We start from the raw sequence: 19,942 nt of genomic DNA, 5'->3' as shown, positions 1-19,942 counted from the left end.
TCGACTACGGTCGATGAATCGTTGCTAACAGTGAAGCAAGCCGGTTAAGAATCCTGGGTCACATCGGTGATGTTGGCCAGTGGGACTTCCTTATCGCCCACCACGACGTAGGCCATTTTGTCTTTTACAAAGACACGATCCACTACGCCCGAGACTTCCGTCTCGTCGGCCATCTTGCCCTTGATGACCTTTCCCAGAAAGCTGGTGGAACTGTTCAATTGCTGGCTGAGGGTCAGTCCGTCCAGTGCGTTGGTCAGTTCCACGTCTGAGGTCAGGTTTCGCATCTGGGAAATCTGCGAGAGGAGTTCCTCGTTGGACATCGGGTTCGAGGGATCCTGGTTCTGAAGCTGGACGATCAGCAGCTTCATAAACGCCTCGGTATCCAAGGCATTAAACCCCTGCTTGTCGGCAGGGATGATCGGGATCTCTTTCGGCAAACCAGTCACAGGATCGATGGCCATGGTCACTTCCAAGCAACAATGAGATCACGACAAACAGCAGTGGCGGTGGTGGTGCAACGACTCTGGCAGTTCAACTACTTATAAACTCTAACAAAACCTCTGATGCCACAGGATCTAGAGAAGCATTTCGCAATTCCAAACAAGCACAACCGGTTTTGTCAGGGCTTATCAGATCTGGATGTTCACCCGTTCCCACTGAAGCGGGCCAGATCCTGCTGGTGGTACTGAGCCGGGATTGCTGGTTGCCAGCGGATTCCTGCTATCAGCTGTGGCATCTACCAGAGAATCCCGCTTCCCGTCAATGCGACGTTCCTGTGAAGGTTGATCACCTGATGAAGAATTTCCGTTGCCCGATCCATAAGAATCGCTCTGGCTGGACTCCTGTTGATTGTTCCTGGAGCTATTTTCCTGCGGACGCTCTTGCTGTGACTGCTCGTTGCCGGAATTTGTTGGAATGGTGGTTTCACGAGGTGATTCAGCGCGGGTCACTGTGATTTGATCGACGGACAATCCCCGTTGTTCCAGAATGTCTCGAAGATCCGCCAGGTTCTCGCTCAGCAGTTCATGTCCTGCGGATGTGGCGGCTTCCAGATGGACGTGGATGCCATCGTCATTCTGACGAACATCGATCTTCAGTTCGCCGTACTGTTCGGGTCTCAATGAAATCGAGAAGCTTCGTTCTGAACGAGCCGACTCCATCACGCCGCTTGCTGTCAGATCCAGAACTCCCTGTGCCACGACCCGAGAGGTTGATTCCAGCGGTGCGCTTGCCTCAGTGGCGGTGGCTTTTCCAAGGCCCGGTGCCGGGACGGACGGAGAATTCACTGGGAGATTGTTACTCGCGGGAAGTTGCTCAGGCGTGAGTTGTTCGGCAGTCACTGCCGATTTTCCCATCAAAGTCGATGACGCAGCCTGAGCGCTGGAAGCTGCAAGGACATTCGTCAGTGAAGCGAGATTTCCGCTCGCTGCTGTCATCCCCGCCAGATTCAGTTCTCCCGTGGAAGCCGCTGCACCAAATGTGGTAACGCCATTAGCATTTCCTGCATGTGATGACTGCCAGGGCGTTGCGCCTGTGGGAGGCTTCCAGCCGCCGGGACGCCAACCGCTGGTCAGTCCGCCTTTGGCCTGCCCGGCTGCGGCCAGCCCTGCCATTTGAGAGGCGTTGACGGCTTCAGTTCGAGATTGCAGCGAGCCGGCCATCATTGGAGACGACTCGACATCACTTTGAACCGACGCCTCTAACGAACTGGCAGAGTCATCGGGAGTGGCCACCACGTTATTGAGAAGTCCTCCGATTACGCTGGCAACAACACTGGCATCTTCCGCGCTGGTCTCGGTCGAAGAACTGGCCTGGGTGGCATTTTGATCCCTTGAACCTTCCGTTTGTGAAACGGGTTGAGAGGGAGAAGGTGGCTTCTGGCCGGTCTCGCCATTCGCCAGGTATTGCCGGAACGAATTCTGCCTGGCGGTTCCTGAACTTTGTTCGTTGCGCAAGGCTTCCTGGCGCGATTCGTAGGACTTCGCGGAGTAGCCGGGCGGTGATTTGATCGAGCTGACGGGCACGGAAGGATCGTCCTGAGAGGCGATGTTTCCGTCGTCATCGACCTGCTCACTTCCCTGCGCCTGAACCTGAATTTCATCCCCCCTGAATGCGACAAGTTCGTTGGAATTGTCGAATTCCGCACTCGTGTCTTGACTGTCAGAACCGGCAGTTGAGTTGGCGGGTGTTGATGGTGTTTCCTGTTGTCTGGCTTGCGGGGATGAAGCGTCTTCTGTCGTGTTTGATAAGGCTGAATCTTCCCCTGATGCCCGATTCTGCATGACCTGTGAAATGGCAGCTAAAAGAGTTTCATTCCCACTTGCCGGGGGCGAATCTTCACTTTCCGTCATACCGGCAGCTTCGATCTGATCCCTGATTAAGGAAGGTGAGGATCCTCCAACAATGCCCCCGGACGCTGCGGCGCGATTGGAGAATTCCTCCTGTTCATCAATTTGCTGTGCTGCCTCGGAAGTTGCTGGATGGTTTTGAAAAGTTCCGGCCTCTTCAGAACGGGTGGAGGCTTTTGTTTTGCTGGCAGCATTTGCGGTGGAATTCACTGAGGCTTGCCGAGATTCGTCTGTGTCACGGCTACGACGGAGTGCGGGAAGTTTAGAATCACTCGCTTGCTGCCGGGAACGAGAAGCCACTGATGATGAGCTGCTGAGGTGTTCCTGTAATGCCGACGCTGATCGCGATGACGGACGCGAACCAGAATTGGACTCGCGGGAACTTGTCGTGCGGCTAGTCGACGATCCGAAATCGCGCGCGGTGCCTGTCCGATTTGAAAGGACGAAGAGGTTGGTCTGACTGGCCGTTGAGGAACCTGCCAGCGAGGCTGATTCACCGGAAGAACGATCTGTCGGGCGTCCTGGCGAAGAAACCACCTGCGGGCCTTGCAGCAGGATCTGCCGCAATAAGTCCAGCGTGAAGCTGGGGTTCGTTGACGATTCCGAATTCGCTGTTTCGTCACTCTGCGTTGGCGAAGAGTGAGTGCGAGGGAACAAGATCGAGTTCATCGAAAGCGAATCGCGGATATCCATGGCCCATTCCTCACTGGCCGGTATTCACCGGTCACATGGCCTGCTTTTGATCCGTAAAGTAACGGGAGAGCAGGATTATCAGGAATATCGGCCACAACCCTTACAGGCCGCCAGCACCATTTTTATTAGGAGATAATGCTTGCTGAGCGGCGTTGAAGATGGCTCGTTCGGGTTCGCCGAGAACCAGGGCTTCAAAAATTTCACGGCCTCGTTTCTCTCGTTCGGGCGGCCCCACAAATTGTTGCAGGATTTTGGCAATCTGTTTTTCCGGCATGCCCCGCATGAGCAAAATCGATTCGTCGAGTGAAACTTCCATCAATCGGGAGGCAGCCACTTCTGGAGGAGAAGCCAGAAGCACGGCGCGGGCTTGTTCTGTCGCTTCACTTTGGCGCTGTTTGGCTTGCGCTAACAGTTCATTACTGAGCTTATTTTTGATTTGGTCGAGAGTTTCACGATCTTGAATCACCTGATTCATGGCGACAGAGATGGCGTCTTTGACGACATCCAGATCCTTCTCACGCGTTTCCAGATTCAGGACTCTAAGGACGCGTGCTTCACGAATCTCTTCGGCAGAAATTGCCGGAGTTCCTTCGGCGCTTTCAACCACAGGTGATTCAACGGGAGCCTGCCCTGACAGGACGAAGCGGATTTCTGCAAGATTTCTGGCCGACAAAGTTCCGCGATGCCAGAGCATGGCCACAAACGCCAGTTGGCCCAGCACAATGACCAGCGACATCGCCCCACCCAGAAACAGCAGCATTTTGATCAAACGTATCATGGGGTCACCTGTCCTGCCTGCCAGGCTTCTTCCTGCTCACGTGATTCTTTAAGGATGGCTTCATGATACGCTTCCAATGCGCGTTTATCGCGAATTTGTTCCAACGCCTTCACTTTTTGATCGGCTGTGACCAGCAGCGTTCGGCACTTTTCGAGAATCTCTTGCGATGCCGCAAGACGCGCTTCGGCTGTCCGAATCTCGATTTCTAATCGTGTGTGATGAAATCGACGGATGTTGATTGCCGAGATGTCCAGCTGTGGCATTCTCATCAGTTCGTTCAATTCTTCGGAGCAAGCCGCTCGAGCTTCTTCCGCTGTTCGTAACTCTGCCTGAAGTTCTTCCCTCAGTGCGATGGCCTTGGCCATCTGATGCCGGGCCTGATCCCGTTCCCGTTCCCGGATCGTCAGGACGCTCTGAAGTGAGAACCGTGATTGAGCCATTTCATCAACACCTAAAAAGTTTCGACTCAAGGAGCGGAACACTTGGGAGTCAGTTTGGGAATATGTCTCTGGTGAAAATGGTTAAATGAATTTCAATGGCATCATCTGCTAACTGTTATGTTTACGGTATTGAGGCGTGAGCATGCCGAAGATACGTTTACCGTCGATCTTCCTTCGTTTCTTAGAGCAAGCTTGCTCTAAGCCTCAAGCATGGCACGAAATTCCAGCGTCAGGCGAAGGTGGGTTGCGCAAAGCCTTAACCCACCCTACTCCGACTCAAGGCCGTGAGCATGGCTCGAAGCTATGAAGCATTAGGCAGTGTGGATGTCGCTGTGGGGATTTTTTTGCTCAGCAGATCACGCAACCGGGCGAGCCTTTCCAGTGTTGTCATGGTTTCGGTGATGGGGATCTGTTCGTGAGGCTTCTGGCCAAGAAACGACAAGATCTGCGGTCGGGCCTGGATGGCGGCATCCACCATGGGGTTTGTGCCTGCCTGATAGGCGCCAATGGAAATCAGATCTTCGTTCTGCTGATAGGTCGACAAAAGTTGGCGAACCACCTGTGCCCACTGCCGATGTTCGTTTGAGGTGATGTCATTCATGGAGCGGGAAATGCTTTGCAGCACGTCGATGGCCGGATACTGCCCCATCTGGGCCAACTTCCGGGAGAGGACAATGTGCCCGTCAAGAATCCCGCGCACGGTATCTGCGATGGGTTCGTTCGTGTCATCACCTTCCACCAGCACGGTATAAAGTCCCGTCATGCTGCCAGCTGGCGAGCAACCACTGCGTTCAAGGAGACGGGGAAGCATGGCGAAGACGCTGGGGGGATAGCCTCTTGTCGCTGGGGGTTCACCCGCCGCCAGTCCAATCTCCCGTTGTGCCAGGGCAAACCGGGTCACGCTATCCATCATCAGGACAACATGCTGCCCCTGATCTCGGAAATGTTCGGCAATGGCGGTCGCCATCCAGGCAGCGCGTATTCTCAGGATCGCTGGCTCATCACCCGTTGCCACGATAACCACGCTCCGCGCCAATCCTTCAGGCCCCAGATCTCGATCCAGAAATTCGCGGACTTCACGGCCTCGTTCACCAATCAACGCCACCACGTTCACATCAGCGGAACTGTTGCGGGCAATCTGTCCCAGCAAGGTGCTTTTGCCGACCCCACTGCCGGCAAAGATTCCCATGCGCTGGCCTTCACCACATGTGAGGAGGCCATCCAGTGACTTGACGCCTGTCTGCCAGACTTTGGCAATTCGTGGGCGTTGCAACGGGCCGGGAGCCTTGTTGTGCAAGTCTGCGCGATGCACCAGCATCGGTCGCGGCCCCTCATCCAGAAACTCGCCGCGACTTCCAATCACACGTCCTAAAAGTCCCGGCCCCACGTTGACGCAAGGGACTGATTCAATCAGTCGAACGCGGGCACCACGGCGGACGCCGACAAGTTCGCCCAGCGGCATCAGCAAGGTTTCTTCACCGCGAAAGCCGACGACGTCTGCTTCAATGGAGTGACCATGATCACGTTCAATACTGCACCGTGCGCCCAATGGTGCGGGGAAGCCGGTCACTGCTGCTGTCAGGCCGACAACGCGATCAATGCGACCCATCAAGCCCATGGGAAGAATATGCCGGGCGTGCTCGACCAATGTTGTCATGTGAGGTCTCCCGAAGCGGGTTGGCCCGGCGCAACAGGTTTGAAACGCCGTTCGGAAGTCCCCAGTAATTCCAGTGCCATGCGATCCAGCATTGTTTCGAGCGTGGCGTCGATTTCTCCGTGACGTGTTTCGACCAGACAGCTTCCACGGGAAAGTGTGCTGTCCTGGCGAACGGTGACATCGCCGCAACCTGCGAGTGCCTTCTGGACTTGAATCCCCGCGTCGCCACCCAGTCCTTCCCAATCGAGAGGATGGATGACCAGCGTGACTTCTTCCTGAGTGATCAGTTCCAGCGCGCCGCGCACCATTCCCGTCATCATGTCGGGCTGGATGTGCAGTTGCTGTCTCAGCAATCGCTCAGCAATTGCGACGGAGAGTTCCACTGAAAGCGTTTCCCAGCGAGCCAGCCATTCCTGGCGAACGGAACTGATCGTTGTGGCGGCTTGCTGCAACGCCGGAATGACGGCTTGCACGCGGGAATGGACTTCTTTCGTGACAGAGCTTTTCATTCTCGCGTCAAATTCTGCGAGAGCCTTGGCCTCCCCTTCGCGATATCCGTTAGCTAGCCCTTCGGCCTGCGCCTGGCTGCGGATTTGTTCGGCCTGCTGCTGGGCCTCATCGATAAGACTGCGAGCTTGTACGCGAACTTTATCCAGATAGGCCACCCCCAGGGTTTCCAGATCGTCGTAATTAAAAACGACCGACCCATTGGCTGCAGGAGCCATGCCAGCTTTCAATATTCGCGGGCTGGTCGACATAAGGGGTGATAAGCTCCATGGGTATCAGACGTGTGGATCGTTGATTAATAGTCGTGTTCGTAGCCGTAATTGCCGTGTCACGGCTTTATCTTGGGGTTTAAGCTTTGACAATGCTGTAGCAACCCACCAACTTAGAAAACCCCGTTCCAACGAGCGATTGCCTCAGGAATGATTATGTGATTAGTGTTTAGCATCGAATATCTGTCTTCAGCAGAACTACATACTGTTTGACTGTGTTGTGTTCGGGAGGTTGATTTGAGCAGTGAATCCGGAGAAAGGAAGAAAAAGAAATTGGTGCATTGCATGCACCCTACTGTCCGTCTTCAGAAGAACGGTGGGTTGCGCAAAGCCTTAACCCACCCTACATTATAAAACACATTAACAAACGCATTAATAGAAACATTAATAATCCGGTTGCTTTGAAGTCTTGTGGAGTGAAGCTAATTCACGAACTGTTCACCTCCACCGCCACTGGCGACGACAATTTCACCGGCGTCTTCCAGTCGACGAACGGCGTCTACGATCTGCTGCTGCATCTGTTCGACATCGGACAGCCGGACAGATCCCAGATATTCGATTTCTTCCTTGAGCATTTCGGCCGCTCGCTGTGACAAATTGCCGAAGATCTTCTGTTTGATTTCTTCTGAGGCCCCTTTAAGTGCCATCGCCCACTGGCTGTTATCCACTTCCTTCAGCAGCGATTGAATCGACTTGTTATCAAGCTTGAGCAGGTCATCGAAGACGAACATCAACCGGCGAATTTCATCGGCCAGTTCCCCATCTTCCTGATCGAGACTTTCCAGAATCCCTTTGTTTGTCATGCGGTCAGTGACGTTGAGAATCTGTGCCACCATCGGCACACCTCCCGCATTTTCCAACTGCTGGTTAAACATGCTGGTCATGCGGCTTTGTAAAGACTTCTCAATCGTGGAGATGACTTCGGGACTGGTCTGTTCCATGCCAGCAATACGACGGATGACTTCCAGTTGGCGAAGTGATGGCAGACCACTCAGAACTTCAGCTGCCAGTGAGGCGGGCAAGTGAGACATGATAAGGGCAATGGTCTGCGGGTGTTCTTCTGAAATGAACGTCAGCAGATTCTCAGCACCAACCTTGTGCAGAAAAGAAAAGGGAACGGAGTTCATTGATTGCCGGACATTTTCCAGAATCTGTCCGGCACTTTCTTTTCCTAGCGATTGTTCCAGTAATTCATTGGCTGCTCCCAGTCCGCCTCGTTCAATGGGTGTCAGCTCACGAACGCCATTAAAGAATTCATCAAAGACACTTTCCTGCTGTTCGCGGGTCACGTCGTCGACCTTGGCGATTTCCAATGTCACCTTTTCGACATGGTCGCGCGTCATGCTCGCCAACACCTCGGCAGCGAGGGGCTTTTCCATGCTCAAGAGCAAGATGGCGGCTTTTCGAATCGCGTCCACGGGACAATTCTCCCCTACCCATGTGATGGCCCTGGGCTGGCCGGAAATTCGCGACTATTTCGCTGCTTGAATCCATTTGCCCAGAAGGGCTGCCGTGGCTTCGGGGTTATCTCTCACAATCGCCTGTAACTGATCCCGACGTGTTGCGGGCTTGGCGGGAAGGGACGTTGCCGCTCCATTCATCGCTGAAGCGGCCATGGACGTCTCAGGACTGCCATCGGGTGTCACCAGATTCAATCCCCCATGCGCTCCCCCTTGTGCCCCGCTTGCCGATGCACTATTAGCAGTGAGCGTTCCCATGGATTTTCTGAGTAAAAGAATCACATATAAAGCAAACGCTCCCAGCGCGAGAGAACTGCCATATTCGCGAAGGAACTGCCAAAGAGTTTCTGTGAATGGAATTTCAATGGTGGGCTGAACCACTGGTAACGTGTCGATCGTGCTGACAACAATCGCGTCTGTGGGAGAATCAGCAGGAATCAGCCGCGTGACACTTTTGGAAACCGAAGCGAGGACTTCTTTTTCAATCGCCGGGACTTCGATGAGTGCCGGGTCTTTCTCACCACCGGCAGTGCGTTGGGCGGCAATCCCCCGGTAGTAGTCGCGCGGGACACTGACACTGACCTGCACGGCTTTGGGCATCGCGGCCAGCAGTTGTTTCTCGCTGATTTCAAAGCTGACACCGTTCACGACACGGTTGTCGGACTCAGTCATCTGCCGATTTCGGTCACTCCCTGCGCTAGCGCCGAGACTTGCTGGCCGATTGGCGACTTGTCCAGGTTCTCCGCGAGGTGCCCGCTGTGATTGAGTATCATTCACTGTAAATTCATTTGAGATCACCGGTGCGGATTTTTTGGGATCAATCTGCTGTGTCCGGATGACTGATGACTTGAGGTTCTCGATATCGACATGCACCGTCACGTTCACGCCCGGGATGTAGGCCAGGCTTTTGGCGATTTGTGATTCATACTGCCGCGTCAGTTCGCGGATTCGTTGCACAAGCTGGCTGCCAAGAGGATCACTTTCAGAATCGCCGGCATAAGTGACTTCGTTGACCGGATCGAAGACCGTCACTTCGGATGTTTTGAGGTCAGGAACCATACTGGCTACGGCTGCGCGAATGGAGGCCACCAACCGCTGAGAAAGCTCCCTTCCTTTTTTAGGAGTAATCGTGACGTTGGCGGTGACGATCCCCTTTTGGCTCCAGGAATTTCTGCGGTTAGGATTGGCAATCACCACGCGGGCATCATCCACGTTGGGAATCGCTTTCAGCGTTTGCGCGACTTCCTTGAGAAGCATGGCTTCCCGCATCTCATGACGCTGCTTCTCAGTGATGAATGGACTGAGTGATTCATAGTGCTTGAGCAACTGCGACCCGAGGTCTTCGGGCATGGCATCGAATTCCAGCAGGGCAGCGTTATAACGATCTTTCTCTGATTCCGGGACGAGCAGCATCCGCCCTTGCCGCTGGTAGTTGGTCAGTCCCGCCTCCATGAGAGCGTGTTCCGCCGCGATCAATTCTTCAGTGGTGAACGCTTTGCCCCAGGAAAGGGCTGTCATTCCGGTGTTTGATCGAGTCCAAAGCAGCGCACTGAATCCCACAACCAGCAGCACTGGCGCAAGAATCAGTGAGACTCGCTGTGCCGAGTTCATCGAACCCCACAGCGAAACAAACTGCTGTTGCAGTGATTGAAGGAAGTTCATGGGAAGTGCTATGCCGGAGGAGGGGACGCATGTTTTCCAGGGAAAACTGCGGGGAAGTCAATCAGTCAGAGGAGAGTAAGTTGAGCGAGACAGAAGGGGAGATGCGGTAGGGATGAAGCGATATTTCTGCAATGGGAACGGGGTGATATCGAATATTGACCTGTCGTGTCGAGAGCGGATTCGCAGTCGACCATCAACAACTTGAAGCGAACTCTGCTGGCGAGAGAAAAAAATAATAAATCGAGGTTGACGTGTTTTGACTCATGCGGCAGATTTCCCCCGCTTGAGTGAATTCTCAAATGTTGTTTCGGCAGATGTCACCTTCAGGTCGCCTCTGTGAAGCAACTGCGGGGAACCTCGGGTCATCTCTCCAGTCCTGTGGTCAGCAATTCTCAGGAAGCCTGAGTTGCGTCGACCGTACCGCAAATCACAACCCTTTGATGATGCCGATGTGAGCAATCTCATCTTGCCATTGAAGATCATGCCCCTCGTCCTGCCCGTTTCCAAACGCAACTCTCAACTGTCATTGCAACCTGCGAAATTCTTGTTTTAGTCCCTCCGGCGATTCACGTTTCATCACATGGATTGAAGGAATCAGGGACAAAAACAGAAGGTCAACCCAGGGTTGCCTGCGAAATTCCCGTTTCTTGAATAGCAAGGATTGATCATGCGAACCACGAAATTCATGCGTGCCGCAGTCGCTGCACTTGTTGCGACCGGCATGATTTGCCCTCCCGGCCTGGCAATGGCGAATGGCCCGCAAGCTGGTGGCGGTTTCTCTGCACCTCCCGCGGCCTCTGCCCCAACGGCACCCGCCGCCCCAACGGCACCCGCCGCCCCTGCGGCACCCGCCGCCCCTGCGGCACCTCCTGCCAAAGAAGCTCAGCAGACCACAGACGTCGCGCTGGTTCAGGGGGAATTGCAAGGCCGCCTGGTGGATGGTCAAGGCCTTCCGATTGAAGGGGCAGCCGTTTCTGTCAATTCTGCTGAAGGCCCTGTCGCCCAGACCACAACCAATGCTCAGGGGCAGTTCAACGTTAAGGGACTCAAAGGTGGTGCCTACCGCGTAACAGCCGGCCAGGAAACACGTTCCGTCCGTGCCTGGACAGAGCGAACTGCTCCTCCCGCTGCCAAGCCAGGACTGGTAATGGTCTCGAACGCTCCTGCCGTTCGTGGACAGTTTGGCGGTGCGACACCAGGAATGGTTCTGTTAACCACCGGTGTGATTGCCAGCGTTGTGCTGGGAGCCGTTGCCGTCAGCCAGAATAATGACATCAAGGACGAACTCAACCAGATCCCCAAGACGCCATAACAACTGATCAGAAAATCTTTTACAAGTTTTTCAAAGATGAAATAGCAAGCCGCCAGGGGAAACCGTTTTTCCTTGGCGGCTTGACTTTTGTTTAGTTCGATCCAATTTGCCAGCGCTGATGCGTAGAGGTGATTCAGGCAGAAAGCGTCAAGAAAATTGGCTGCAAATCAAGTTGGCTTGCCGGTCAGTCGAGCGGGGACTAAACTCCACTCTGTCAGGAATGGTTTTAGCCCTCCTGACTCTTACCCCGTAGTGTAACGGTAGCACAGCAGGTTTTGATCCTGCACGTTCAGGTTCGAATCCTGGCGGGGTAATTCTCTGGCTCGTCTCCAGTCCTCTGGACTCCGCAAAACCCCTGAAAAACAGGGGTTTCTTCGTTTCCGGTTCAAACGGGTGAGGACTCCAGATGGCCCAAGATGGCTACTGTGTGCCCCACTTTGTGCCCCAACTTTTTCGCGGACTTCGGTGGAGTTTCAACCGCCAGTCGGAAGTGCTCGTCGGTCACCTGCCTGTAATGCTCCACCGCGAGTTCGTTGGAATGACCCAACCATTGTGCGACGACGTGGCCAGGAAATTGATCCCGAACTGCTGAAACCCATCATTGCGAAACTCTCGAAACAACTGCTGGCTGTCGAAAACAAGCCCTCTCAGCGTGCGATGGCACGTTGCTTAAAGCGCGACCTCGCATGGCCTGGTCGCTATGGCAGGATGCGACGCACCGAGCCGCCAAAGCCAGCAGGGCGTGACGCCGCAGGTGGATGTTGCGCTTCTTGCGTCGCTGTTGATATCTGTGTTGATATCACTGTAGACAGAAGCGAACCGAACGTTGCCAGCGGAAACACTTGTGATTGATTACCATCTCACCATGTTATGGCAACGCCGTGTTTCCCTCAGCAGTCACGAGAGCAATACGGTCATTACGTCCTTGAGCATGAGCAAACATGGGATCAGAACTGAAACCACTGGCGGAGCGACTGGGGGCTTTTCAGGCTCATCTGGAGTCGCTCGCCCATTCAGCACGGGAGCGCTTGGGGACAGATGGCGGTTACCGTGAAACGAAATGGTATGGGCTACTGACGAACAAGCTTTTGCCTCAACTGGTGGAAGATCCGTTTCTGGTGGTGGCGATTGTTGGTGGAACCAACACGGGCAAAACAACGATTTTCAATCACCTTGCAGGTGAGATTCTGGGTGAGTCCAGCCCACAGGCCGGCTTTACGCGATTTCCGTTATGTCTGACGCCACCAAGATTCATCGAGACGCGAAACCTTCAACAGGTTTTCCCGGCGTTTGAAGTCGCACCTCTTCCCGCAAGCCGTCTTGTTCAGCAGGAGTTCGTCTCAGTTCCTGGTTCATTCTCTGAACCCGCACGAGTGTGTGATTCAGAAAACCTGCTGTTTTACACCACGGGCCAGCATCTTCCTGAAAACTTGCTGTTGCTGGATACTCCCGATATCGACGCGATGACCGATAATCTGCGTCGCGCCACGATGATTTGTCAGGCCAGTGACCTCTTGATTGCCGTGCTGACCGATCAGAAATACAACGATGCGGCAGTGAAAACATTCTTCCGTGAAGCCGCCAGACAGAAGAAAAGTGTGGTTGTCGTTTTCAGCAAACTCGACTGGCCCGATCCCGATCACGTCTGGCGCCTCTGGCTGGAGACGTTTGAAAAAGAAACAGGCGTGAGGCCGCTGGCAGTCTATGTGGTTCCTCGTGATAGCTCTAAAGAAAAGTCGCAGTTGAAATCACTGGGTCTCCTGTTTCTGCCGGTGGAAAATCGTCTGGGCACGCCCCGTGTTGCAAGCGCTGGCGACGGGAGCATCAAGGAGACGAATAACGGTGTTTGCAATCCTCTCCTGGGGATGCTGACACAACTTCATTTTGCTGACCTGAAGCTCCGTTCGACGCGCGGTGCCATTGACCAACTGGTTATGGGGAGCAGCCAATGGCTGGAGAGTCTCCGCCGCAAAAGCGAAACGCTCAGGCATCTGGCTTTGTCGCTGGAAGGGTCGCTGGGGCGCGAACGGCTGAACTGGCCGACGGCTCCCCGAAGTCTGGTGGTCGATACGCTCTGGAAGATCTGGAACACAGAGCGTGCTCCTGTTGCCCAGAACATTCATTGGGCTTATGGAAAACTGGGTCAGGCGCTCATGGCGCCGGTGGGATGGATTCGAGGACAATCGGCCCAGGTTGTCACACCCATCGAGCAATTTCGTAAGGATGAATGGAACGCGATCTCTCAAGTTGTCCATCATTTGTTTGGCCAACTGGAGCATGCCACGCCTCAGCCCGGCAGCATGAACGAAGGCCATGAATTCACCCCACGACTGCAGGCCATGCTTTCCGGCGAAGGGCGGGAAAAAGTGCTGGATGAGCTTCGTCTGGCACACTCGAATTGTGATTTATCCAGCGAGCTGAATTCATTAGTTGAACAAGACTTTCGCGATTTCCTGGCCCGGCAGCCGAAGCTCAAGTTGACGTTGCAGGTTCTCGATCAGGCGGCGGCTTTCAGTCGGGTGGGAGTTTCTGTAGTTCTGGCTTTTGCCTTACCCGGTTTTGAATTGGCAACGCAAGGGCTGGGGCAAGGTCTGCTGCAAAGCACCATCCATTTGACCAGCGAAACTGTTATCGGAGCCGCTGCCGCCGGGACGACCGATGTCGCTGCCAGTTATGGTGCCGGAAAAGGATTGGAGCAATTTCAGCAATGGCTGCTGCGTGTTGATGAACAGTTTGTCGCGGGCCGGATTCGCTGGTTTGAATCGGCTTTGGCGAACACCGGCTTGGGCAAGTTCATGGGTTCGATCAGCGAAGGATCCCGATTGGCTGATGTTGGGTCATGGAAATCGCTTCAGCAATTGATCGAAGAGATCGACAAGCTCAGTCGGAAGTAATGCGCGTTTCAATCTGAAACAGCGAGTTGAAAAAAACGCAGGGTGGCCCAGGTTGCTTTGCAACCTGGGCTGGCGAAGCCGGTGTGAGGTTGCGACCAGAGGGCGTCCATTACAAAATGGGGCCATGTCCGACCAGCGACGCATCGCCGATGACCAGCTCTCTTGTCATTTTGTGACGTTTTCCTGCCATCGTCGTCGTCGTCTGCTTGATCATGATCAACCCAAACGCATTTTACTGGGACAACTCAACGATCAGCTTCGCCGGCAAAATGCCAAATGTCTTGGTTTTGTCGTGATGCCAGACCATGTGCATGCCATTATCTGGTTTCCGAAAGTGCATCAACTCAGCCGATTCATGCACGGCTGGAAGCGACTCTCCAGCTTTGCCATTCGCACCTGGTATCGCGATTATAACCCGCAGTATTTCTCGACGGCAGATGAAGAAGATCGATTGTGGATTCCGAAATACTATGCCTTTGAGATCTATGCCAAGAAGAAGCTGGAAGAGAAAATTGCATACATGCATTTGAACCCGGTGCGGGCGGGGCTGGTCGAGAAGGCCGTCGATTGGAAGTGGAGTTCTGCAAGATGGTATGAACAGCGTCGGAGCGTGGGAGTCCCCATCAGCCGGGCTGACTAAAGCTGCGACCTCTCACCGGCCCCGGTTGCGAAGCAACCGGGGCTACCCGCTTCGTATTATGACACCCCATTCTCAGAGGGGAGCCTTTGACCGATATTTTTTAAGTTGCGATGATCCTTGCGCAAAATCAAGACCACGAGCGTGATCATCGCAATCGGCGAACCAAATACCAACAGACCGAGGAACATAACAATCATGACTTCGAGGAAATTGATGTTGGTATGAAACATTTCGCAACCCTGTTCCTGAGCCGAATTGTCGCCTTGAGAATCCCATTGATTTGGGAACCACAAACCTGGCCAGCCAGATCTAATTGTCTGTACCTGAAATTTCAGCGAAGTGCAACGTTTTAAAGATCAGCCGCAGGGCATTCCTTCTGTGGGCGGCCTCTTGTGCTTTGCCACCCACGACATAATCACCAGCAGTGAAACGACTTCCGTGATGTCTTCGCCGTCTTCAGGCTCCCCGTCTTGTTGGCTCTCGCAAAATCACCTATAGAATGCCCATAGGCGACCAACACGGAGGATTTCATGATGCGTTTTATATTGGCCTGCTTCGCCTCGGCTTTGTTGGCCAGCATGCTGACGGCCTACTGGTTGCAGCCGAGTCAATTACTCACTCAAAGTGAGGCCGTGGCTCAGGATCGTGGAGCCAGATTGAAGTCGACACCTTACGATGAGAATTCGGAAAGTGAACAGCCGGCAGTTCGTCCGATCTATCTTTCTGATGGACTGACGCCCGAAGAAGCCATCAACATCACGGTTTATCAGGCGGCCAACAAAAGCGTGGTGAACATCACGACAAAGGCGGTTCAGCAGGGACGGTTTTCTCTGCTGGAACTGCAATCCGAAGGGAGCGGTTCAGGCTCTGTTCTGGATAAAGCAGGGCACATCCTGACCAACTATCATGTGGTGGAAGGGGCCAAGGAAATCAGTGTCACGTTGTATTCTGGACAGTCATTTGATGCGACCCTTGTGGGGGCTGACCCGGTTAATGACATTGCCGTTTTGAAGTTAGAAGCACCTGAAGAACAGCTTTTTCCCGTGGAATTCGGGGATTCTCGTAAGCTGCGGGCCGGGATGCGTGTCTTTGCTCTCGGGAATCCGTTTGGTCTCGAACGGACACTGACCACGGGCATCATTTCCAATCTGAACCGATCACTACAAATTCATGGCAACCGCACCATTCGTTCGATCATTCAGATCGATGCCGCGATTAATCCAGGCAACAGTGGCGGGCCGTTGCTCGATGCTCATGGCAAGCTGATTGGCATTAACACGGCCATTGCCACGACATCGGGACAGAGTGCCGGTGTCGGTTTTGCCATCCCGATCAATCTGGTAGCCCGTGTGGTGCCTCAATTGCTGGCGTTTGGAAAAGTGGTGCGGCCCGAGGTGGGGATCACCAAGGTTTATGAAACCGAAAAAGGGTTGCTGATCGCTCAGATGAAACCCGGAGGGCCAGCCGAACGCGCGGGGTTGCGCGGGCCGAAGGTGGTGCGGACGCGGCGTGGCCCTTTTGTGACAGAATCGGTTGATCGAACGGCGGCGGACCGGATCATGTCGGTCGATGGGAAGAAGATTTCCACCGCCGATGACTTTCTGGGGTATGTTGAAGACAAAAAGCCAGGGCAAGTGGTGGTGCTGACCATTGTTCGTGAAGGCCAGGAAATGAATGTCGCGTTGACACTGGTGAACAGTGACTCTCCTGAACGCCTTCCCTGATGGTTGCTGAGTCGATCCTGAATAAGTCCCTCGCGGTTCTGATACGGAACTCAGGTATTTGACGGTTCGCCCGTTGTGCCTGCACGAAACAGAAGCAGTACGTTTTTGCCGGCGACATCGAGGGCGACCAACCGATCAGTCTCAAGCAAGATGGCAAAGCCGAATAATCGGCGGTAGAACGCGGCCGTGATCGCCGGATTTGCCACATACAGAGCCGTTTCCAGAATACCATTGATTCGCATGGCCTCTCCTCATGTTTTTCGGATGTTGTCTGTTGCCGTGCCTGGCGTTTATGTAGTCGTTGGCGCGGGCGGAAAATGCTCGACATGTGAGTCTCCGTTGCGCCCAAAATAGATGGCGCGGCGGCCGGTGATCTGGACGAAATACCCGACACATCCAGCGGCCATCGTCTTGCCGATAAAATCCAGATAAGTGTGTTCGTTCCGCTGGCTTTGACGAACAGCCGCCTCAACGGCAGATGGCGAAAATTCGACTGCTGCTATGTGCGAAGGATGAGACGAGGCGACGACCAAAGAATCGCCGTCGGAAAGATAGTAGGTGATTTCCTGGCGGCTGTAGTCGGCGTGGTAACGCTCAACGCCAATTTCGGCGAGCCTACCGACAATTTCAGGAAAGGTCAGTTCCCCGGTCAATGCTCCCTGGGTGCAAACTTGAATGACTTCCGTCTGTTCTGTGTTCATGGTTTTCCCTTTGTGATTATATAGCCAGAGTTCAATCGACGGGCATTACCTTCCATCCCTGTTGACGAACAATTGTCTGCAACAGGCACACCAGTCCGTCTTTTTCTTCAGGTTTGAGATGGCCGAAGAATTCGCGGTCGTTCTCATCGGCAAGCTTGGCCAGGATGGGTACTAATCGCTGACCGGCTGCTGTCAGTTTGACGGTTTGATAGCGCCGGTCGCCGTCTGAAGTCGAACGTACGGCGAGCTTCTTTTGACAGAGCCGCTCGATGAGCTTGGAAATCGCTCCTCGTGTTAAGCCCACGGTGTCGGCAAGATGGCTGGGATTCGCAGCCTTTTGATGAAACATCTCTCGCAAAAGCACCCACTCTGCGACCGTAACACCGTGGGCTTCGACTTTCCGTGAGAAAGCGTGAGAGACATGGTTGGAGACGTATCGCAGCCAGTATCCTGCGTGAGCTTCCAGAGTGCTTACCGATGTCATAGAGATTGCGCCTTCCTATAGTTTCCTAGGAAACTATAGGAAGGCGAAGAGGAGTGTGTCAATCAGGAAAACCGAGACTCCTGGGTTGCCGCCAAGCGAGCGGCCGAGAAGTTCCGCTGGTGTCTCTGTTCTGCTGCTGTTACTGATTTGTCATCATGCATTTTTTGCGTGATTTGGATCCGACTCATTTGTTGTGCGGTCGAGGGGAATTTTCTTCGGTCAATTTGAACATGTCCTCATCACTCAGGGGGATGGATCTGTCGGGACGATCTGGTATTCTCAGCCCGTTTGGTTCAGGGGATCCCTGGGAAGCCGGCGCAGTGTTGGCCCGCAGGAACTTCAACATGCCCATCACAAGTTGAGGCTCATGAAAGCACAGGAACGCGACGATCTGCTCAAGATTCTGAAAGTGCGTTTTGATCAGAACTCAGGGCGCCATGAAGGAGTGGACTGGGAGATGGTTGAGGCCAGGCTGAAAAGCTTGCCAAAAGCGATGAAGGTCTTGGCGCAAATGGAAAGCACGGGAGGAGAACCCGATGTGATCGCATACGACAAGTCGACCAATGAGTACGTCTTTTGCGATTGCTCTGCTGAAAGCCCCGTCGGGCGGAGAAGCTTGTGTTTTGACGGGAAGGCGCTGGCTTCACGCAAGGAAAATAAACCCAAAGGAAGTGCTCATCAAGTCGCAACAACCATCGGTATCGAAATGCTCAACGAGGAGCAGTACCGGTCTCTGCAACAGTTGGGAGAGTTTGATTTAAAAACATCGAGCTGGATCGCCACGCCAGACGACATACGGGCACGGGGAGGCGCGCTATTCTGCGATCGTCGCTACGGGAAAGTGTTCGTCTATCACAATGGAGCCGAGTCTTACTATGCCGTTCGCGGTTTTCGTGGCATGCTACGTGTGTAGCCACTCAGTTCTCGGCAATGATGCGATGTTCGTTACTTTTCACTATTTGAAATGCCGCTCTTTTTAACTGGGCCAACGCATTAACCAGGCCAACGCAGTGAGATCTTTTTGCGATGGCCTCTCTTATTGAAGAGGCGTGCCCTGCCTGCACAGAACGGCAAGCAGGGCACGTAAAAGCGAGACTTCAGGTTGAAATGCGTCTCAAACAATCGCCATCAGATTTAGCTGGCCGCGTTAGAAATTATCGCCAATGTTTTCACGGCCGTTGCGTGTTTGCAATGCGCGGAAGACGTTGTGATCAATGGACTTCGAGATGGATTTCCCCGAACCATCAACCATCGCAAAGTTGGCGATCTGTCCGTGAGCGCTTCCAAAGGTGAAAGAATTCACGACACCGTTGATCTGATGAAAGTCGAAGTCATCAGTCTGTGCATCAGGATACGAAACGCAGCAGCTATAGCCATCGGCCCAGAAGCCAAAAAGAGAATCGCCAACAAAAATGGTCTGACCTTGACCATCGGTCACATCGCGCTGATTGACGGCACTATTTCGATAGAGCATGCCGTTATAACGGGCTTGCCCCGCTGATGAATCAAAGGTCCCCGCAGCCCCGCGATACGTGGAATAGCCCAGGTTGCCAGGGCGACTGTTTGGAAGAGAAGCACTGGGGCAGACGAAAATATCAATTTTTGTTTCGGCAGCCGTACGATTGATACCATTCCATGCACAGCTGTTATCAGGATCGAAACGAAGCGTTTTGAAATCGATATTCACATTCCCCTGATCGATCTGCGAGAGGATCAGCGAGTTCCATGACCAGTAATCCGGCATCGTCCATGTGGTCAGCGTGAGCATTTGATTTCTCACCAGTTGAATCTGAGCGGGTTCCGGAAAATCCACAGGCTGGGTGCAATCGTTCCCTGTGTCTAACCATCCCGAGGGATAGCTGCGATGGGTGCTTTCATAGTTATGAAAAGCCAGGATCAGGTTATGCAAACCGCTCAGACATTGTGTCCGCCGGGCAGCTTCACGGGCTTGCTGCACAGCAGGAAGCAGCAACGCAATCAAGAGAGCGATAATGGCGATCACCACGAGCAGTTCAATCAGAGTGAAGCCTGAATGAACTCGAGGTTTCCTGGTGCCAATAGTCACTGAAACGGGTTGAACAGCAGAATCCGACAATGCCAGCCGATTCATCGAAGGTTCTCCAGAAGCGTGGGTCTCAGTGAATTCCGTTTAAGGGAGAGATACCGAGAATTGTTTGAAATGTTGGTATTTACTGACAGTCCCTCAGCCGTTTCTGCCTTGGGAGTTTTTGCCTGAGGGATTCATGTTGATTTTTCATGAAGCTTAGCGACTCCATGAAGACAAACCTACACTGAAAGTCGCGAAAATGGTTAACCGGTGTTCGTCAAATAGTAATGGGAAGTGCGTTCCTTAATCGGTGACTTGTGACTTGA

General features: G+C 53.6%; 18 protein-coding genes and 1 tRNA gene. 6 read left to right on the top strand and 13 right to left on the bottom strand.

Features of this window, described 5'->3' with window-relative positions; genetic code table 11:
* Positions 1 to 44: 44 nt before the first annotated feature.
* The 8 genes from SH287x_RS00280 to SH287x_RS00245 form a co-directional block, all read right to left on the bottom strand.
* On the bottom strand, positions 45 to 461 hold the full coding sequence (locus SH287x_RS00280; RefSeq protein WP_479516399.1) for a flagellar hook assembly protein FlgD: 417 nt from the start codon (positions 459 to 461) through the stop codon (positions 45 to 47).
* A gap of 168 nt (positions 462 to 629) precedes the next feature.
* A complete protein-coding gene (locus SH287x_RS00275) occupies positions 630 to 3,041 on the bottom strand; it encodes a flagellar hook-length control protein FliK (RefSeq protein WP_479516398.1) in 2,412 nt (803 codons plus the stop codon).
* A 100-nt stretch (positions 3,042 to 3,141) separates the two neighbouring features.
* Positions 3,142 to 3,819 (bottom strand): hypothetical protein, encoded by a 678-nt coding sequence (locus tag SH287x_RS00270; RefSeq protein ID WP_479516397.1) that lies wholly within the window; start codon positions 3,817 to 3,819, stop codon positions 3,142 to 3,144.
* Positions 3,816 to 4,259, bottom strand: coding sequence for a flagellar export protein FliJ (locus SH287x_RS00265; RefSeq protein WP_479516396.1), 444 nt, complete (start codon positions 4,257 to 4,259; stop codon positions 3,816 to 3,818). The genes SH287x_RS00270 and SH287x_RS00265 overlap by 4 nt, the downstream gene beginning before the upstream one ends.
* 301 nt (positions 4,260 to 4,560) lie before the next feature.
* Complete coding sequence (locus SH287x_RS00260; RefSeq protein WP_479516395.1) at positions 4,561 to 5,916, bottom strand: FliI/YscN family ATPase; 1,356 nt, start codon at positions 5,914 to 5,916, stop codon at positions 4,561 to 4,563.
* Complete coding sequence (locus tag SH287x_RS00255; protein ID WP_479516394.1) at positions 5,913 to 6,674, bottom strand: FliH/SctL family protein; 762 nt, start codon at positions 6,672 to 6,674, stop codon at positions 5,913 to 5,915. The genes SH287x_RS00260 and SH287x_RS00255 overlap by 4 nt, the downstream gene beginning before the upstream one ends.
* 440 nt (positions 6,675 to 7,114) lie before the next feature.
* Positions 7,115 to 8,110, bottom strand: a complete 996-nt coding sequence (gene fliG, locus SH287x_RS00250; RefSeq protein WP_479516393.1) for a flagellar motor switch protein FliG — start codon at positions 8,108 to 8,110, stop codon at positions 7,115 to 7,117.
* Positions 8,111 to 8,164: 54 nt separating this feature from the next.
* A complete protein-coding gene (locus SH287x_RS00245; RefSeq protein ID WP_479516392.1) occupies positions 8,165 to 9,814 on the bottom strand; it encodes a hypothetical protein in 1,650 nt (549 codons plus the stop codon).
* A 667-nt stretch (positions 9,815 to 10,481) separates the two neighbouring features.
* On the opposite strand from SH287x_RS00245, the gene SH287x_RS00240 reads away from it, so the two are divergent.
* The 4 genes from SH287x_RS00240 (at position 10,482) to SH287x_RS00225 (ending at position 14,660) form a co-directional block, all read left to right on the top strand.
* On the top strand, positions 10,482 to 11,126 hold the full coding sequence (locus SH287x_RS00240) for a carboxypeptidase-like regulatory domain-containing protein (protein ID WP_479516390.1): 645 nt from the start codon (positions 10,482 to 10,484) through the stop codon (positions 11,124 to 11,126).
* A gap of 243 nt (positions 11,127 to 11,369) precedes the next feature.
* Positions 11,370 to 11,440: transfer RNA gene (locus tag SH287x_RS00235), tRNA-Gln, on the top strand.
* 627 nt (positions 11,441 to 12,067) lie between these two features.
* Entirely contained in the window at positions 12,068 to 14,020 is a 1,953-nt protein-coding gene (locus SH287x_RS00230; protein ID WP_479516389.1) for a GTPase, read from the top strand.
* A 124-nt stretch (positions 14,021 to 14,144) separates the two neighbouring features.
* The gene (locus tag SH287x_RS00225) at positions 14,145 to 14,660 is read left to right on the top strand and encodes an REP-associated tyrosine transposase (protein WP_479516388.1); all 516 of its coding nucleotides are present in this window, start codon (positions 14,145 to 14,147) and stop codon (positions 14,658 to 14,660) included.
* A 56-nt stretch (positions 14,661 to 14,716) separates the two neighbouring features.
* Here SH287x_RS00225 and SH287x_RS00220 read toward each other — a convergent pair whose 3' ends face one another.
* Positions 14,717 to 14,890: a hypothetical protein gene (locus SH287x_RS00220; RefSeq protein WP_479516387.1), complete on the bottom strand. Its 174-nt coding sequence runs from the start codon at positions 14,888 to 14,890 to the stop codon at positions 14,717 to 14,719.
* Positions 14,891 to 15,190: 300 nt separating this feature from the next.
* Between SH287x_RS00220 and SH287x_RS00215 the strand changes: the two genes are divergently transcribed.
* Entirely contained in the window at positions 15,191 to 16,384 is a 1,194-nt protein-coding gene (locus SH287x_RS00215) for a S1C family serine protease (protein ID WP_479516386.1), read from the top strand.
* Positions 16,385 to 16,434: 50 nt separating this feature from the next.
* Here the strand turns inward: SH287x_RS00215 and SH287x_RS00210 are convergent, their stop codons facing one another.
* Genes SH287x_RS00210 through SH287x_RS00200 form a run of 3 tightly spaced genes read right to left on the bottom strand, consistent with a single transcriptional unit; the run spans position 16,435 to position 17,569 of the window.
* Entirely contained in the window at positions 16,435 to 16,626 is a 192-nt protein-coding gene (locus SH287x_RS00210; RefSeq protein ID WP_479516385.1) for a VOC family protein, read from the bottom strand.
* Between the two features lie 48 nt (positions 16,627 to 16,674).
* The gene (locus tag SH287x_RS00205) at positions 16,675 to 17,085 is read right to left on the bottom strand and encodes a DUF1398 domain-containing protein (protein WP_479516383.1); all 411 of its coding nucleotides are present in this window, start codon (positions 17,083 to 17,085) and stop codon (positions 16,675 to 16,677) included.
* 31 nt (positions 17,086 to 17,116) lie between these two features.
* Positions 17,117 to 17,569 carry a MarR family winged helix-turn-helix transcriptional regulator gene (locus SH287x_RS00200; protein ID WP_479516382.1) on the bottom strand — a complete coding sequence of 151 codons (453 nt, stop codon included), beginning with the start codon at positions 17,567 to 17,569 and terminating at the stop codon, positions 17,117 to 17,119.
* 367 nt (positions 17,570 to 17,936) lie between these two features.
* On the opposite strand from SH287x_RS00200, the gene SH287x_RS00195 reads away from it, so the two are divergent.
* Positions 17,937 to 18,482 carry a DUF4256 domain-containing protein gene (locus SH287x_RS00195; RefSeq protein WP_479516381.1) on the top strand — a complete coding sequence of 182 codons (546 nt, stop codon included), beginning with the start codon at positions 17,937 to 17,939 and terminating at the stop codon, positions 18,480 to 18,482.
* A 234-nt stretch (positions 18,483 to 18,716) separates the two neighbouring features.
* Here SH287x_RS00195 and SH287x_RS00190 read toward each other — a convergent pair whose 3' ends face one another.
* Positions 18,717 to 19,679, bottom strand: a complete 963-nt coding sequence (locus tag SH287x_RS00190; protein ID WP_479516380.1) for a DUF1559 family PulG-like putative transporter — start codon at positions 19,677 to 19,679, stop codon at positions 18,717 to 18,719.
* Positions 19,680 to 19,942 lie beyond the last annotated feature (263 nt).

The sequence above is a fragment of the Planctopirus sp. SH287 genome, from assembly GCF_056500625.1.
Note: the sequence above shows the minus strand (reverse complement) of the source record. Positions and strands in the feature narration are given on the sequence as shown.